The sequence below is a fragment of the Lysobacter sp. ESA13C genome (genome assembly GCF_019970005.1).
In the GTDB taxonomy this organism is placed as follows: Bacteria; Pseudomonadota; Gammaproteobacteria; order Xanthomonadales; family Xanthomonadaceae; genus Lysobacter; species Lysobacter antibioticus_B.
Genome location: NZ_JAHXYK010000006.1, coordinates 215090 through 231299 on the forward strand (window position 1 = coordinate 215090; position 16210 = coordinate 231299).

General features: G+C 68.1%; 12 protein-coding genes and 1 tRNA gene. 5 read left to right on the forward strand and 8 right to left on the reverse strand.

The window, feature by feature from the left end; genetic code table 11:
- Nucleotides 1-876: 876 nt before the first annotated feature.
- Nucleotides 877-952: transfer RNA gene (locus LC490_RS14365), tRNA-Ala, on the reverse strand.
- 65 nt (nt 953-1017) lie between these two features.
- Nucleotides 1018-2121, reverse strand: a complete 1104-nt coding sequence (gene rnd / locus LC490_RS14370; RefSeq protein WP_223620600.1) for a ribonuclease D — start codon at nt 2119-2121, stop codon at nt 1018-1020.
- Between the two features lie 261 nt (nt 2122-2382).
- Between rnd and LC490_RS14375 the strand changes: the two genes are divergently transcribed.
- On the forward strand, nt 2383-4203 hold the full coding sequence (locus LC490_RS14375) for a formylglycine-generating enzyme family protein (RefSeq protein ID WP_223620601.1): 1821 nt from the start codon (nt 2383-2385) through the stop codon (nt 4201-4203).
- Nucleotides 4204-4389: 186 nt separating this feature from the next.
- Nucleotides 4390-5313 (forward strand): M48 family metallopeptidase, encoded by a 924-nt coding sequence (locus LC490_RS14380; RefSeq protein WP_223620602.1) that lies wholly within the window; start codon nt 4390-4392, stop codon nt 5311-5313.
- A 270-nt stretch (nt 5314-5583) separates the two neighbouring features.
- On the opposite strand, the gene phbB (LC490_RS14385) is transcribed toward LC490_RS14380, so the two are convergent.
- From phbB (LC490_RS14385) to gluQRS, 4 genes are all read right to left on the reverse strand, one after another.
- Nucleotides 5584-6324: an acetoacetyl-CoA reductase gene (gene phbB / locus LC490_RS14385; protein ID WP_223620603.1), complete on the reverse strand. Its 741-nt coding sequence runs from the start codon at nt 6322-6324 to the stop codon at nt 5584-5586.
- A 127-nt stretch (nt 6325-6451) separates the two neighbouring features.
- Nucleotides 6452-6937 carry a polyhydroxyalkanoate synthesis repressor PhaR gene (gene phaR / locus LC490_RS14390; protein WP_036147922.1) on the reverse strand — a complete coding sequence of 162 codons (486 nt, stop codon included), beginning with the start codon at nt 6935-6937 and terminating at the stop codon, nt 6452-6454.
- 332 nt (nt 6938-7269) lie between these two features.
- Nucleotides 7270-8010, reverse strand: a complete 741-nt coding sequence (gene phbB, locus LC490_RS14395; RefSeq protein WP_031370557.1) for an acetoacetyl-CoA reductase — start codon at nt 8008-8010, stop codon at nt 7270-7272.
- 42 nt (nt 8011-8052) lie between these two features.
- Complete coding sequence (gene gluQRS / locus LC490_RS14400) at nt 8053-8970, reverse strand: tRNA glutamyl-Q(34) synthetase GluQRS (protein WP_223620604.1); 918 nt, start codon at nt 8968-8970, stop codon at nt 8053-8055.
- 222 nt (nt 8971-9192) lie between these two features.
- Here gluQRS and htpX point away from each other — a divergent pair, with 222 nt between their 5' ends.
- Nucleotides 9193-10104: a protease HtpX gene (gene htpX / locus LC490_RS14405; RefSeq protein ID WP_223620605.1), complete on the forward strand. Its 912-nt coding sequence runs from the start codon at nt 9193-9195 to the stop codon at nt 10102-10104.
- 274 nt (nt 10105-10378) lie between these two features.
- Here htpX and LC490_RS14410 read toward each other — a convergent pair whose 3' ends face one another.
- Together LC490_RS14410 and epmB are read right to left on the reverse strand one after the other, a co-directional pair.
- Nucleotides 10379-12472, reverse strand: coding sequence for an EAL domain-containing protein (locus tag LC490_RS14410; RefSeq protein ID WP_031370554.1), 2094 nt, complete (start codon nt 12470-12472; stop codon nt 10379-10381).
- Between the two features lie 176 nt (nt 12473-12648).
- Nucleotides 12649-13704 (reverse strand): EF-P beta-lysylation protein EpmB, encoded by a 1056-nt coding sequence (gene epmB / locus LC490_RS14415; protein WP_223620606.1) that lies wholly within the window; start codon nt 13702-13704, stop codon nt 12649-12651.
- 259 nt (nt 13705-13963) lie between these two features.
- On the opposite strand from epmB, the gene efp reads away from it, so the two are divergent.
- The gene (gene efp, locus LC490_RS14420) at nt 13964-14530 is read left to right on the forward strand and encodes an elongation factor P (RefSeq protein ID WP_031370552.1); all 567 of its coding nucleotides are present in this window, start codon (nt 13964-13966) and stop codon (nt 14528-14530) included.
- A 257-nt stretch (nt 14531-14787) separates the two neighbouring features.
- The gene (locus LC490_RS14425; RefSeq protein ID WP_223620607.1) at nt 14788-16128 is read left to right on the forward strand and encodes a TRZ/ATZ family hydrolase; all 1341 of its coding nucleotides are present in this window, start codon (nt 14788-14790) and stop codon (nt 16126-16128) included.
- Nucleotides 16129-16210 lie beyond the last annotated feature (82 nt).

Sequence of the window (16210 nt, forward strand, 5' to 3'; positions counted from 1 at the left end):
CGCTTGCCCAGCTTGAGCGACGCGCACTTGAGGAGCGTATGACGGCAAGGACGGGCGGTCTCGCCTTGATCGTGGGAGCGTTGGGGGAATTGAACGATAACCAGGCACGGGACGTCTGTATCGCCGTCGCAAGAGAGCTTCGTCGACGGCGAACTCAGGGCCGTCGGTAGGTTTCTACGCTCTGCGTAGGCTGTTCGGCGGGCCGGAAGACTCTGGCTAATACGGTCTTCCAATCGAGCGGCGGAGCTCGATTTGGATGCGGTTTCGCGATGACCTGAGTCGGAAAGGGACACTTGTCGGGGGCGTTAGTTGTTGGAGCGACGACGGCCACCGGGTCTGCGGCTGGCACCCCATTCGGTCTTGCCGAGGGCCAACCGGCGGCTCAAGGAATGCAGCGAACGCCCTCCGTCGCCTTCCCGGACTTCCCCTCCGCCCGAACCCACGGCCCGCAGGCGTCGCGCAGGAAGCCCCCCGTAGCGCCAGAACGCGTTCGGCCTTGTTCCGGCCGCCAGCTCGGCGCCTGGTAGCAGGGCTATCGCCTTCGCTCGAAGGCTCCTAGGGGCAGCATCGGTTACTGCGATGCCTTGACTGTTTTTTCGCCGCTGCGTCGCGACCTGGGCGTAAACGTCACTGTCTACACTTCGCCGCTGACTCGTCTAGATAGCCATACCCTTGGGCAGCATGAAGCCGTAGGGATGGTGGCTAGGCTTTCAGTGAAAACCAAGCTAGGCGTAGGGAGTTGACCGGCTTCGCCGTGGTCTACGCGAGACTTCATGGGCTGGGCAGCAGTGGCAGCCCAAGGTTAAATCTGCTGTTACCGTGCAGTTACGAATAAGCCGGCTCTAGGCCGGCTTCGTCGTAAATCACTGAATTTATTGGTGGAGCGGAGGAGGATCGAACTCCCGACCTTCGCATTGCGAACGCGACGCTCTCCCAGCTGAGCTACCGCCCCACTTCGGGGATCGAGTGTAGCGGGCCGGGCTGGGGGGCGCTAGTCCTTGCGCTCGGTTCCTCGGCTCAGTTCTGTTGGGCCAGCAAGGGGGCGAGGTCTGGCTCCAGCGCGGCGCGGCGCCAGCCGGACAGGGCGTCGGGCCAGTCGCCGTGGTCGAGCAGGGCTTCGAGCCAGCGGCGCGAAGCGAGTACGCCGTCGGGCAGGCCGAGGGCGGCGCTGCGGGTGGCTACGGCTTCCTGCAGCTGGCGCAGGCGTTGTTTGTCGCGGGTTTCGGCGACGCCGGCGTCGGGGGTCTGGTCTTCGTCGGCCAGCTCGGTGCTCAGTGCGGCCCAGACGGCGTCGCCGAGTTTGCGCGGGGCCTTGGGGTGGGCGTCGAGCTGGCGCTGCAGGGCGTCGCGGTCGGCCGGGACCTGGCGCGCGATCGAGACGGCGAGTTCGTTGTCGAGGATCCAACTGCGCGGGCGGTCGCTGTCGCGCGCATAGGCGTCGCGCCAGCGCAGCAGGCGCACCAGGCGGCGCTGCGCGGGCAGGTCGAGGAACTGGGCGCTGCGCATGGACAAATGCGGCCAGCGTTCCGGGGCTTCGTTCTCGGCGTTGAAGACGGTGCGGGCGGCGTCTTCGTCGAGCCAGGCGCGGCGGCCGAGTGGGGCGAGCAGGCCGTCGAGGGCGTCGAGCATGGCGAACAGGTGGCGCACGTCGTCGGCGGCGTATTCGAGCTGCGACGGCGACAGCGGGCGGCGCATCCAGTCCGAGCGGGTCTCGCCCTTGGCCAGGGCGACGCCGGTCAGTTGTTCGACCAGCTTCTGATAGCCCAGGCCGCTGCCGATGCCGGCCAGGGCCGCGGCTTGCTGGGTGTCGAACAGCGGCTTGGGCACCACGCCGCAGGCATGCTTGAAGGCGACCAGGTCCTCGCTCGGGCTGTGCACGATCTTGAGGATGGCCTCGTCGGCGAGGATCGGCGCCAGCGCTTCGGCGATGCCGGGGCGCAATGGGTCGACCAGCAGGATTGTCGGTTCGTCCCCGTCGGCGCGCTCGATCGCGATCTGCACCAAGGCCAATTGCGGCCAGTAGGTGCGTTCGCGGATGAATTCGGTGTCCAGCCCGATGCGCTCGGGCTTGACCTCGAAATGCGCTTGCAGCGCGGCGGGGGTGTTGATCCAGACGGGCATGTTTCGGTTCTTTCGCGTGGCCGGCGTCGAGGTTGCCGGGGCGGGCGACAATAGCCTACTTTTCGCGGCGACGCGTCGCGGCGGGTGCGCGGCGGCTTAGGCCGGCCAGAGCAGGCAAGCCATGGACAAGACGAAGCCCGGGACGAACCGCCCTCTGCAGGATCACCACATTGCCTGAACATGGCGCCGCGGTCGAAGCGATATGCTGCGTCCCATCGATCGCCAAGACGGTTCCGGAGAGGTTGCAGGTTGCGCGCATTGATGTGGTCAGGCATCGCCGCGATAGGGCTGCTGGTCGGATGCACCGATCGGGGCGGTAAGGCGTCGTCGCAGGATGGCGGCGCGCGTGCGCCGATCGTGACGATCAGCGCCGACCAGGCGGTGTCGCCGGTGCCGCCGTGGCGGGCGCCGGTCATCGCGGTCACGGCCGAGAACCTGGACGACTTGAACAAGCGCGGCGAGGCGGCGCTGGCCGCCGGCCGGCTGCATGCCGACGCCGATTCGGCGATACCGATCTATCTGGCCCTGCGCGCCTACGCACCGGACGACCGCCGTTTCGCCAAGGGGCTGGATAAGGCCGTGGCGCTGTTGCTCGTCGAAGGCGACACGGCGTTGAAAGGCATCGACGACGAGCCCTTGTCCCTGCGCGGCGCCCACGAGGCGGCGGCGGTGGCGCGGGTGGCCGCGCCCGAGCACCGCAAGGTGGTGGCCTATCTGGAACGCGTCGACCGCGCCGACCAGGCCCAGGAGGCCAACCGCCTGGGCGAGGAAGACTTGAACGCCGGCCGCGTCGGCGATAACGGCAAGGGCGGGGCGCTGGCGCGGTTCCGCGAGGCCTTGGAGCTGCGGCCGAACGATGCGCGCGCCTTGCAGGGCATCGCCGCAGCCGAGAGTGCGCTGATCCGGCGCGCCGAACTCGCCGCCGACCGCGACGATTACGCCGGCGCCGCGCGCTGGCTCGCGGCGGCGGCGCAGGTCCGGCCCAAGTTCGATACGGCGTCCACCGCCCAGGGGCGCATTGCGGCGCAGCGGCGGGCGCGGATCGGCGGCCTGCGCGACCAGGGCATCGCCGCGCTGCCGAAGTTCGGCGGCATCGACGTCGCCCGCGGGCATCTGGCGACTCTGCTGCGGATCGCCCCGGCCGGCGACCCGGCCGCGGCCGAGCTGCGCGAGCGCATCGAGCTGGCGACCCATTACGGCTTGTTCCGCCCCGGCCAGGTGTTCACCGATGCGATGAACCTGGGCGGGCGCGGGCCGGCGATGGTGGTGATCCCGCACGGCGCCTTCCGCATGGGCGCTGAGCCCAGCGAGGCCGGGTCCAGCGACGCCGAGCGGCCGACCCGCAACATCCGCTTCGAGCGCGGCGTGGCGATGTCGCGCTACGAGATCACCGTCGGCGAGTTCCGCCGTTTCATGAATTCGACCAAGCACCGGGCGCGCGCGGCGCGGCGCGGCTATTCCACCGCCTACGACGAACGCAGCGGCAACCTGGTGCGGCGCGGCGGGGTCGACTGGCGCTCCGACTACGCCGGCAACCCGGCGGCCGACAACCTGCCGGTGGTGCACGTCAGCGCCAAGGACGCGGTGGCCTATGTCGAATGGTTGTCGGCGATCACCGGCCAGCGTTATCGGCTGCCGAGCGAGGCCGAGTTCGAGTACGCGCTGCGCGCCGGCAGCCAGGGCGCCTATCCCTGGGGCGACGGCTCGCCGCCGGCGCGGGTCGGCAACCTCACCGGCAGCCTCGACGCGTCGCCGAGCCGGCGCCATTGGCGCAACGCCTTCCAGGGCTTCGGCGACGGCGCCTGGGGGCCGATGCCGGTCGGCAGCTATGCGCCCAATGCATTCGGTCTTCACGACATGGCCGGCAATGTCAGCGAGTGGGTGGCCGATTGCTGGCACGACAACTACCGCCGCGCCCCGCGCGACGGCGCGGCCTGGTTCAATCCGGGCTGCCGCACGCGGGTGTTGCGCGGCGGTTCTTGGTCGAGCTCGCCGGCGCAGTCGCGCGCGGCGTGGCGGCAAGGCACCAGCGCGGACACCACCAACGGGCGGCTCGGGTTCCGGATCGTGCGGGAAATTTGAGTCGGGTCGGTTCGAGTTGTTCGGTTTGAGTTTATGGGTTTGAGTTGGGTGGGCGCGGACCCGCGACAGGGTTCATGATGGAATCGCGCCGCTCGCAGGAGGCAGGCGGGTACGGTGGTTGCGGCTTCGGCCGCGGCCGGCAATCAACGGATCGGGCCTGGGCCCGTGGCAGTGGGGAGTGTGGACATGAGGATCGATCCCATGGGTGGCGCGAGTCGCGCGCAAGGGCGGCGCGGCTTCGGCGGGTTCCGTTGGTGGATCCTGGTGCTGTTCGCGATCTACGCGGCGTGGTCGTGGTTCGGCAGCGCCCAGACCGACCCTTACACCGGCGAAAAGGCCCATTACGGCGCCAGCGCCGACGAAGAAATACAGCTCGGCGCGCAGGCGTTCCAGCAGGTGCTCGGCGATGCCAATGCGCAGCGCGCGTTACTGCCGGACAACGCGCCGCAGAGCCAGGGCGTGCGCGAGATCGCCCAGCGCCTGATCAGCAAGGTGCCGCAGGTAACCGAGTCCTTGGCGGCGAGCAACGGCCAGACCGCGCCGACCGACTACCGCAACTTCCAGTGGAACGTGGCGGTGATCAATTCGCAGGAGGCCAACGCCTTCTGCCTGCCCGGCGGCAAGATGGCGGTCTACACCGGTTTGTTCCCGGTGACCCAGAACAACGATGCCTTGGCGGTGGTGATGGGGCATGAGATCGCCCACGCGCTGTTGCGCCACGGCTCGCAACGCATGGCCCAGCAGAAGCTGGTGCAGATGGGCCAGATCGCTGCGGGCATGGCGGTCGGCGGCATGGACCCGCAACAGCAGCAGATGGTGATGGGCGCGCTCGGCGCCGGTGCGCAGTACGGGCTGGTGCTGCCGTACGGGCGCAATCACGAAACCCAGGCCGATCAGGTAGGTTTGATGTTGGCCGCGGCGGCCTGTTACGACCCGCGTCAGGCGATACCGTTGTGGGAGCGCATGGCGCAGCTCGGCGGCGGCCAGCGCCCGGCGGAGTTCGCCTCGACCCATCCGGACCCGGCCAACCGCATCCAGACCTTGCAGGCGTTGATGCCGAAGGCGCTGCAGTTCTATCAGGCCAATTGCGCTAATCGGCCGTTGCGTTGAGGGAAGAGCAACAGCAACAGCAACAGCAAATCCCCCTGGCCCCCCCTTTTACAAAGGGGGGAACAGCACGGGCGAAGAGGGGTTGTTTGCTGCGACTTCGCCAGCCATAAAAAAACCGCCGAGAGGCGGTTTTTTTGTTGCGGCGCCAGCTTCGGGTCTGCAGCCTTTCCCGATTCCCGATTCCCGATTCCCGATTCCCGATTCCCGATTCCCGATTCCCGATTCCCGAATTCCCGAATTCCCGATTCCCGATTCCCGATTCCCAGCGCCTCAGAAACTCATGAACAGCCCGCCGTTGACCGGGATGTTGGCGCCGGTGATGAAGCCGGCGTCGTCGGCGGTCAGGAACTCGACGGTGCGGGCGATTTCGCTGGGTTTGCCCAGGCGGCCGACGGGGACGCTGTCGACGATGCGGCTGCGGATGTCTTCGGGCACGGCCATGACCATCGCGGTCTCGCAGTAGCCGGGCGAGACCGAGTTGACGGTGACGCCCTTGCGCGCCACTTCGCGCGCCAACGCCATGGTGAAGCCGTGCATGCCGGCCTTCGCCGCCGAGTAGTTGGTCTGGCCGAACTGGCCGGTCTGGCCGTTGACCGAACTGATGTTGACGATGCGGCCGAAGCCGCGCTCGGTCATGCCGTCGACGGCGTGACGGCACAGGTTGAACACGCCGTTGAGGTTGACCCCGAGCACGTCGTCCCAGGCGCGTTTGTCCATCTTGCGCAGGCTGCCGTCGCGGGTGATGCCGGCGGCGTTGACCAGGATGTCGATGCCGCCGTCGTCGCCGACGATGCGTTCGATGGCCGCGCCGCAGTCGTCGTAGTCGGCGACGTTGGCCGCTTCGAAGCGGATGTCGAGCTTGCGGGTGAGGTCGGCGAATTCGGCGATGCGTTCCTCGCGCGTGCCCAGGTCGAGGGCGACGACGCGGCGGCCGGCACGGGCCAGCGACAGGCAGATCTCGGTGCCGAGACCGCCGATGCCGCCACTGACGACGGCGATGCGTTTATTCATGGAGTTTCATCTCATGCGAAAGGCGCGGTGCATGCACGCGCCTGGGCCGTCCCCCGACGGCCCGACAAGAAACCACGCGCCACCACCGCGACAGGCGGTCAGGCGGCGCGCAACAAAAAAGCGCGGCTCAACGCTCGCGCTTGTCGGTCTTCTGCTTCGGCGTCGTGGGCTGGCCTACGTTGCCGGACAGGTTCTGCTGGAACTCTTTCCACAAGGTCAGATTGCGTTCGGTGAGCTGGTTCATCATCGCCCAGGGCGTCTGCCCGAGCATGCCGCCCATCTGGTTGCGGAACTGTTGCTGCTGATCGAGGAACACCTGCATCGAGCGTTCCAGGTAGTTGCCCATGAAGCCCTGCAGCGAGTCGCCGTAGAACCGGATGATCTGGCTCAGCAACTGGGTGGAGAGCACCGGCTCGCCGTCTTGCTCGTGTTCGGAAATGATCTGCAGCAGGACCTGACGGGTCAGGTCGTCGCCGGAGCGCGCATCGCGGACTTCGAATTCTTCGCCATCGACGATCAACTGCCGTACGTCTTCGATGGTGATGTAGCTGGAGATCTCCGTGTCGTACAGACGACGGTTCGGATACTTCTTGATAATTCGGGTCGAGGCCATGGAGCTTTGGCTCTAAAACGTGGTGCCTTGCAGCATGGCTCAGGGCGCAAGGGCTTGCAACAGGTACGGCGCTCCGGCGTCGACCGGCCGTCGCGGAGCCTGCGCGCGCGAGGTTTCGGCGGCCTGGGCGTAGCCGCGGACGCCGGTTGCAGGGGCGGCGAAGGCTGTCGGCTACGGCGAGTGCGCGGCGCGGCCGCGGCGGTGTTGCGTCGAAGCGGGCAGGCTGGGCCGATCGCGCGCCGGAACCGGAGACCCTGAACAGGTCTCCGGTGAGGCGAAGGCTTCATCAGCCCGGTTTTTTACCAAGCCGGGCTGTTACCGGCCCTCGGGTTTTACCAGCCCATGTACTGGCCGCCGTTGGCGGACAGGTTGGCGCCGGTGATCCAGCTGGCTTCGTCGGGGATGAAGAAGCTGACCGCGTAGGCGATTTCCTCCGGCGTGCCGAGGCGGCCGGTCGGGATCTGGGCGACGATCTTGTTGCGCACGTCCTCGGGCACGGCCATCACCATGTCGGTGCCGATGTAGCCCGGCGAGACGGTGTTGACGGTGATACCGAACTTCGCGTTTTCCTGCGCCAGCGAAATCGTGAAACCGTGCATGCCGGCCTTGGCCGCGGCGTAGTTGGCCTGGCCGTACTGGCCCTTCTGGCCATTGATCGAGCTGATCTGCACGATCCGGCCCCACTTGCGCTCTCGCATGCCCTCGATCACCGGGCGGGTGACGTTGAAGCAGGAGTTGAGGTTGGTGCCGATGACGTCGCTCCATTGCTGCGAGGTCATGCGGTGGAAGGTGGAGTCGCGGGTGATGCCGGCGTTGTTGACCAGAATGTCGACCGGGCCGATCTGGCGCTCGACGTCGCGGACCAGGGCTTCGGCCTGCTCGGGAGAGGACACGTCGCCGCTGGCGATCGCCACGTCGATGCCCAATTCCTTCATCTGCGCCTGCCAGGCGCGCCCCTTGGCTTCGTCTCGAAAATTGGTCGCTACCTTGTGGCCCATCTTGGCGAGGCGTTGGACGATCGAGGTGCCGATGCCACCGGTACCGCCGGTGACGAGTGCAACGCGTGACTGCATCTGTACTCTCCTTGACCGCGACCGCGCGGTCTCGGACCGATTCTAGACAGCATTCGTCAAAGGATCGTTGTGCATCGCGGCGAGAGCCTTAGCACATTTCGGAATCTGTGCCGGACTAAACGAAACCTGTGCGCGTTCGAGCAGTTCCGTGACAGTCGCTACCGCGTCCAGGGCCTGCGGATCCTGGCCGAGGCCGCGCCAGGCGGCGCGCAGCGCGGGCAGGGGATCGGCCGCGTCGACCGGCTGGGCGGCATCGGACTTGGACAGCTTGCGGCCCTGCGCGTCGAGCAGCAGTGGCAAATGCGCATAGCGCGGCGTCGGCAGGCCGAGCGCGGCCTGCAGCAGGATCTGGCGCGGCGTCGAGTCGAGCAGGTCGGCGCCGCGCACGACGTCGCTGATGGCTTGCGCGGCGTCGTCGACCACGACCGCGAGTTGGTAGGCCCAGTAGCCGTCGGCGCGGCGCAGGACGAAGTCGCCGACGTCGCGGGCGACGTCCTGCGACTGCGCGCCGAGCAGGGCGTCGTCGAAGCCGGCGACGGCGCCGTCGGCGACGCGCAGGCGTACCGCCGCCTGCGGCGCAGCGCGGCCGTGGCGCGCTGCGTGGGCGACGCAGCGGCGATGGATGCCGTGGTTCGCCGCCAGGTCGCTGCGGCTGCAATGGCAGAAGAAGGCGCGGCCCTCGTCGAGCAGGCGGTCGAGCGCAGCTTGGTAGAGGGCGCCGCGCGCGCTTTGGCGCACGATCGGCTCGTCGCTGTGCAGGCCGAACGCAGCCAAGGTGCGTAGCTGCCGCTCGGCCGCGCCGGGAACTTCGCGCGGCGGGTCGAGGTCTTCGATACGGACCAGCCAGGTGCCGCGGTGATGGCGTGCGAGCAGCCAACTGCCGAACGCGGCCAGCAGCGAACCCGGATGCAGGTCGCCGGTCGGCGAGGGCGCGAAGCGGCCCCGGTACGGCGTCTGCATCCGCTCAGGCGAAGCGGTCGGTGAAGGATGTCCGGACAATGAACGAGCGCTCCGGCTGGGACGGGTTATGGCGGGATTCTCGTTGAATTAACGGTGGTTTCGCCACATTTGACCAGTGCGGCGATCGCGCCGCACACGAGGACAGGCGGCGACCACGCCGCATTGGACAGGGACGTCGACTGAAGCCGCGCACGGTGCGCGGCAAGACAGAGCCGTACGACCATGTTCAAACGCATAGCCCTTTTCCTGGCCACCAACCTGGCCGTGCTGATCCTGCTCGGCATCGTCATGTCGGTGCTGCAGAACGTCTTCGGCATCCGCCTGGGCAACAACGGCGGCATCCTGGTGATGGCGGCCGTGTTCGGTTTTGGCGGCTCGCTGATTTCGCTGCTGATGTCGAAGTGGATCGCCAAACGCACCACCGGCGCCCAGGTGATCGAACAGCCGCGCACCGAGACCGAGCAGTGGCTGCTCGCGACCGTGCGCCGCCAGGCCGAGGCGGCCGGCATCGGCATGCCCGAGGTGGCGGTCTACGACGCCCCGGAGATCAACGCCTTCGCCACCGGCGCCAACCGCAACGCAGCCCTGGTCGCGGTGTCGACCGGGCTGATACGGGCGATGAGCCGCGACGAAGCCGAAGCGGTGCTCGCCCACGAGGTCAGCCACGTCGCCAACGGCGACATGGTGACGATGGCCTTGATCCAGGGCGTGCTGAACACCTTCGTGCTGTTCGCCGCGCGCATCGTCGGCGGTTGGATCGACGCGATGCTCGGCGGCCAGCGCGAGTCGCGCGGCCCGGGCATCTTCTATTTCGTGGTGGTGATGGTGCTGGACGTGGTGTTCGGCATGATCGCCAGCATGATCGCGATGGCGTTCTCGCGTTACCGCGAATTCCGCGCCGACGCCGGCGGCGCCCAGCTCGCCGGCCGCCACAAGATGATCGCGGCGCTGCAGCGTCTGTCGCAGACCTACGGCCAGAGCACCTTGCCGAACCAGGTGCAGGCCTTCGGCATCAGCGGCGCGGTGGGGCATGGGTTGTCGCGCCTGATGCGCAGCCATCCGCCGCTGGAGGAGCGCATCGAGGCGCTGCGCAATGCGCCGGAGCAGCGTTCGTCGGGTGTGGTGATGCGTTGAGGTCGTCGGTGCGATAGGCCGCAATTGCGCGGCTGAGAGCAGAAGCAAATCCCCCCTGGCCCCCCTTTTTCAAAGGGGGGAACGGCAAAGGCAGGGCGCTGTTGGCTGGTGCCACCAACAAAAAGCCGCCTTTCGGCGGTTTTTTGTTGCGGCGGAGAGGTCGGTTCTTCAGCCTTTCCCGATTCCCGATTCCCGATTCCCGATTCCCGATTCCCGATTCCCGATTCCCGATTCCCGATTCCCGATTCCCGATTCCCGATTCCCGGTTCCCGAATTACTGGAAGTCGTAATCCATGTCCGGCCCGGCGGCGGCCAGGAAGTGGCCCTGGGCGTAGTCGATGCCGGCGCCGAACAGCAGGCTCATGCTGGCGGCGTCCTGGACGAATTCGGCGATGGTCTGCCGGCCCAGTTCGCGCGCCTTTTCGGCGATTTCGCGCACGCGCTGCTGGTGGTCGGGGTTGGAGGTGAGGTCGATCATGTAGCCGCGGTCGATCTTGAGGAAGGCGGCGTCGAAATGGTTGAGCAGCTGGAACGAGTTGAGGCCGGCGCCGAACTGCTCCAGGCCGACGCGTACGCCGTACTGGGAGATGCGCGACTGCAGTTCCTGCGCGGCGCGCAGGTTGGTGAAGACCTTGGACTCGGGCAATTGCAGCACCAGCAGCTTGCCGTCGGCGCCGTACTTGGCCAGTTGTTCGACCACGTGCTGGATCAGGCTTTCGTCCTGCAGCGAGGCCTGGGTGATCTTGACCAGCAAGGTGGTGCGGCGGCCCTGGCGCATGCGTTCGCCGATGACCTGGATGGCCTTGCCGACCACCCAACGGTCGATCTCCCACAGCAGGCCGTGTTCTTCGGCGATCTGCAGGAACGACAGCGGCTGCACCAGTTCGCCGCCGACTTCGCCCGAGGGGCTGTTCTGCATGCGCAGATAGGCCTCGTACATTTCCATCGGCTCGCCGTGCAGATTGATCAGCGGCTGGTAGTTCATGACGAAGCGGTCGGCGTCCAGGGCGTCGCGGATGCGTCCGACCCAGGCGGCGATGCGCTCTTCCTCGGCGCGGTCGGCTGCGCCCGGGTCGAACAACTCGGTGCGGTTGCCGCCGACGTCGCTGGCCGACTGCAGGCACTGGCTGGCCTTGCCGAGCACTGCGGTGATGCTGGCGATCTTCTCGCCGATCTGCACGCCGCCGACGCTGGCGGTGGCGCTCAGCGACAGGCTGTCGGTCTCCAGCACGTGGTCGGCGAACGCCGCGCGGATGCCTTCGGCCAGGTTGGAGGTGTGCATGTGGTCGCTGTGCCGGGTCAGCACCGCGAACTGGTGCTCGCCGAACCGCGCGGCGATGTCGTCCGGGCCGATCGCCGCGCGCAGACGCTCGCCGCAGGCGGCGATGAGCTGGTCGGCCTGGTCCAGGCCGATTTCCTGCAGCAGCTGGTTGTAATGGTCGGGTTCGAGCAGCAGCAGGCCGTGGTGGGCCGAGTTCTGCGCCGCATCCGACACCGCGTCTTCGAGCGCGCGCAGGAAGGTGGCGCGGTTGAGCAGGCCGGTGACCTGGTCGCGCTGGCGCAGCGCTTCCACTTCGCGGGCGAGCTCGGGGTCGATCTCCTGGCGCCGCAGCACCACCTGCAGGCAGTGTTCGCCCTCATAAGTGGCCGCGGTGAATTCCATGACCGCCGGGAAGGCGTTGCCGTCGAGCGCGCGGGCCTGGGTCTCGTAGCTCGGCGGCGGCGGTTCGCCCTTGCTGAGCTGCTTGAGCAATTGCTTGAAGCCGTCGACCTGGGACGGCGCGACCAGGTCGAGCAGGGACATGCCTTCGATGTCGTCGAAGGACTCGAAACCGAAGATTTCCAGGTACGCGGCATTGGCACGGATGTGCATGCCTTCGTGGATGTAGGCGATCGGGTCGCGCGAGGAATCGATCAGCGCGTCGCAGCGGCGTTCGGTCTCGCGCACCTGGGCCTCGAGGCGCCGCAGCGAGCGGCGCGCTTCCAGGTCGGCCCATTCGGCGCGCACCGCATTCTGGACGTGGGCGACGTTCGAGCGCAGCACCACGCCGCGCGCACCGATCTCCAACGCGCCGAGCAGGGCGGCGTCGTCGATCGATTCCAACAGCACCAGCACCGGCAGGTCTTTGCCGCTGGCGTCGACGCTCTGCATCAACTTGGCCAGCGAGACGTTGCGCGAGTTGCGCGCCGCCAGCACCAGGTCCGGTGGATGCTGCAGGATCAGTGCGGCGACTTCCTGTTCGTTTTCCGGCCGTGTCGGCCGTACCGCGATGCCGCTGTTGCGTAGCCCGCTGACGATGGCCTCCGCCGCCTCGACGCTGTCGTCGACGATCAACAAGCGCAGCACCATGTCTTTGCCGAATTGCATTGACCACCTCCGTGGGCCGGTTTTATGACATGAAGCGCCGGCCTCGTCCATGCAAGGTCGAGAATCTGTGACCCGTTGAGGAGTTCGATCGCGCCGCGGACGTACGCCGCGGGCGCATCTGCGTCCGCGTACGGTTCCTCGGCGTTCCCCAATCAAACCCCAACCAGATTACAACCTTACAACGGACGCTTGCCCGGGTCGCCTGCCACTTCTCGCACCAACTTGGGCACCAGGTAGCCCGACAGGCGCGCGGCCAGCTGCCGGTGCAGGGCGCGGGCGCGCTCGTCGCCGACCTCGAAATGGGCCGAACCCTGTACCCGGTCGAGCTGGTGCAGGTAGTAGGGCAACACGCCGGCGGCGTAGCTGCGCTCGCTCAGCGCGGCCAGGGCCTCGACGCTGTCGTTGACGCCGCGTAGCAACACCGCCTGATTGAGCAAGGTCGCGCCGCTGGCGCGCAGGCGGCGCGCGGCCGCCTCGACCTCGGCGTCGAATTCGTTGGCGTGGTTGGCGTGCAGCACCACCGCGACCGGCCACGGCAGGCGTTCGAGCCAGGCCTGCAGCGCCGTGTCGACGCGCTCGGGCAGGACCACCGGCAGGCGGGTGTGGATGCGCAGGCGCTTGAGGTGCGGGACCTGGGCCAGGGCCTCGGTCAGTTCTTCGAGCTTCGGCGTGGCCAGCGACCAGGGGTCGCCGCCGGACAGGATGACCTCGTCGATGCCGGCGTCGGCGCCGATCGCGGCGACCGCGTCGCGCCAGCCCCCGGCCGCGGCGGTTTCCTCGGCATAGGGAAAGTGACGGCGGAAGCAGTAGCGGCAGTGGATCGCGCAACTGCCGGTGGCGATCAGCAGGGCGCGGCCGTTGTACTTGCGGATCACGCCATGCCCGGCCTTGGCCGCGCCATCGCCGACCGCGTCGAGGCTGAAGCCCGGCATCGGCCGCATTTCCTCGTCCAGCGGCAGGACCTGGCGCAGCAGGGGGTCGTTCGGGTCGCCGTGGCGCATGCGGGCGACGAAGCCGCGCGGCACCCGCAGCGGGAACTGCGCGGTGGCGGCGTCCGACAGCGCCAGGGCCGCATCGGACAGGCCGAGCAGGGCCAGCAGCTCGCGCGGGTCGCGCACGGCGTCGCGCCACAGCGCCTGCCAGCGCGCGCCGGCGACCGGCGGGGTCTGGCCGACGGCTGCGGATGCGGGCGAGGGGGCCTGCTGTAAGGAGGCTTGAGCAGCGGGTATCATGCGGGGCTAGCCTTCAGGGTTCCGATTACGGCGCCCGGGTCCCGCCGCCGCGGTGAATCGCAGCGGATGGGCCGGCGCAGCCCGACATTCTAGCCTTCCGCCGCCACAGGCAGGTCCCGGTTTCGCGGACCCCTGGGCCCGTCGCAGGCCGGCCCGGGATCGCGCCGGACGACGGCCGCGGCCACCGCCGACCCGCCCGGTGCGGGGGTGGCCGGAACCCAATCGCAACGCCACACTCATTATTCGCAGGAGTTTCAGCATGGCCAGCTATGGCATGAACGACGTCAAGAACGGGATGAAGATCCTCGTCAACAACGAGCCTTGCGTCATCACCGATACCGAGTACGTCAAGCCGGGCAAGGGCCAGGCCTTCACCCGCGTGAAGTACCGCAACATCAAGACCGGCCGCGTGGTCGAAATGACCATGAAGGCGACCGACGACCTCGAAGCCGCCGACGTCATCGACACCGACATGCAGTACCTCTACAGCGACGGCGAGTACTGGCACTTCATGAACCAGGAAAGCTTCGAGCAGGTCCAGGCCGACAAGTCCGGCATGGGCGGCGCGGAAAAGTGGCTCAAGGGCGAGGAAGCCTGCGTGGTGACCTTGTGGAACGGCGTGCCGATCATGGTCCAGCCGCCGAACTTCGTCGAACTGAAGATCGTCGAGACCGACCCGGGCGTGCGCGGCGACACCTCGGGCGGCGGCGGCAAGCCGGCGACCCTGGAAACCGGTGCGGTGGTGCGCGTGCCGTTGTTCGTCAGCCAGGACGAGATCATCAAGGTCGACACGCGCTCGGGCGAGTATTTCAGCCGCGCGAAGTAAGCCTGTTGCGAACCGTGGCCGCTGCGGCGGCCGCGGTCTGGCCGCGGCGCCTTCCGGCGCCGGCCAGGCGCCGGGCCGGCCGCTTGCGGTCGTCATCGGTAAAGAAAGCGTGATGTAACCCCGCCGGCCCACAATCGGTGCCGGTACAGCCGCAACCGCGGGCCGCGCAGCGACCCCGATCGGCGCCATGCCGCCGGCCTGGCGGCCACCACCGGAGCCTGCCGGGCCGGTGCCCACAGCCTCACGAGCGAGCGCATATGACCCACGAACATCCGCCCATCGCCTGCGACCTGTTGATCGAAGCGGGCTGGGTGGTGCCGGTCGAACCGCATGCGGTGGTGCTCGAAGACCATGCCGTGGCGATCAAGGACGGCGTCATCGTCGGCCTGCTGCCGAGCGCCGAAGCGCGCACGCGCTACGCCGCCGCGCAGACGGTGTCGCGGCCCGAGGCAGCGCTGATCCCGGGCCTGGTCAACGCCCATACCCACAACCCGATGACCCTGCTGCGCGGGATCGCCGACGATCTGCCGCTGATGGAATGGCTGCAGGGCCACATCTGGCCGGTCGAAGGCGCGGTGATCGGGCCGGAGTTCGTCGAGGACGGCATCACCCTGGCGATCGCCGAGATGCTGCGCGGCGGCACCACCTGCGCCAACGAAAACTATTTCTTCCCCGATGTGCAGGCCGCGGTCTACAAGCGCCACGGCTTCCGCGCGCGGGTCGGCCTGCCGGTGATCGATTTCCCGACCGCCTGGGCCAAGAGCTCCGACGAATATTTCGACCGCGCCGGCGAAGTGCACGACCTGTGGCGCGACGATGCGCTGGTCGCGACCACGTTCGCGCCGCATGCGCCGTACACGGTGAGCGATGCGAACTTCGAGCGCATCCGCATGCTCGCCGACCAGTTGGACCTGCCGATCCACCTGCACACCCACGAGACCGCGCAGGAAGTCGCCGACTCGATCAAGCTGCACGGCCAGCGTCCGCTGGCGCGCCTGGACCGGCTCGGCCTGGTCACCGACCGCCTGATCGCGGTGCACATGACCCAGCTCACCGACGCCGAGATCGCCCTGTGCGCCGAGCGCGGCGTCAGCGTGGTGCATTGCCCGGAATCCAATCTCAAGCTGGCCTCGGGCTTCTGCCCGGCGTGCAAGCTCGATCAGGCCGGGGTCAACCTGGCGATCGGTACCGACGGCTGCGCCAGCAATAACGACCTCGATATGTTCGGCGAGACCCGCACCGCGGCGTTCCTGGCCAAGGCCGTTGCCAACGACGCCTCGGCCCTGGACGCGTTCAAGTCGCTGCGCGCGGCCACCCTCGGCGGCGCCAAGGCGCTCGGCTTCGAAGCCAAGATCGGTTCGATCGAGATCGGCAAGCAGGCCGACCTTGTCTGCGTCGACCTCGGCCAGCTCGAAACCCAGCCGGTGCACCACGTGGTCTCGCAGTTGATCTATGCGACCGGCCGTCACCAGGTCAGCGACGTCTGGATCGCCGGGCGCAGCAAGCTGCGCCAGCGCGAGCTGATCGACATGGACACCGCGGCCCTGGTCGCGAACGCCCGGCAATGGCGCGAACGCATCGCGACGATCCGGCGCTGAGCGCGATCGCCGCGACGCGATCGCCACCGGGCGCCGTCGCCGTGCGCTTGCGCGGCCTCGACGGCGCATCGGCGGCGCTTGC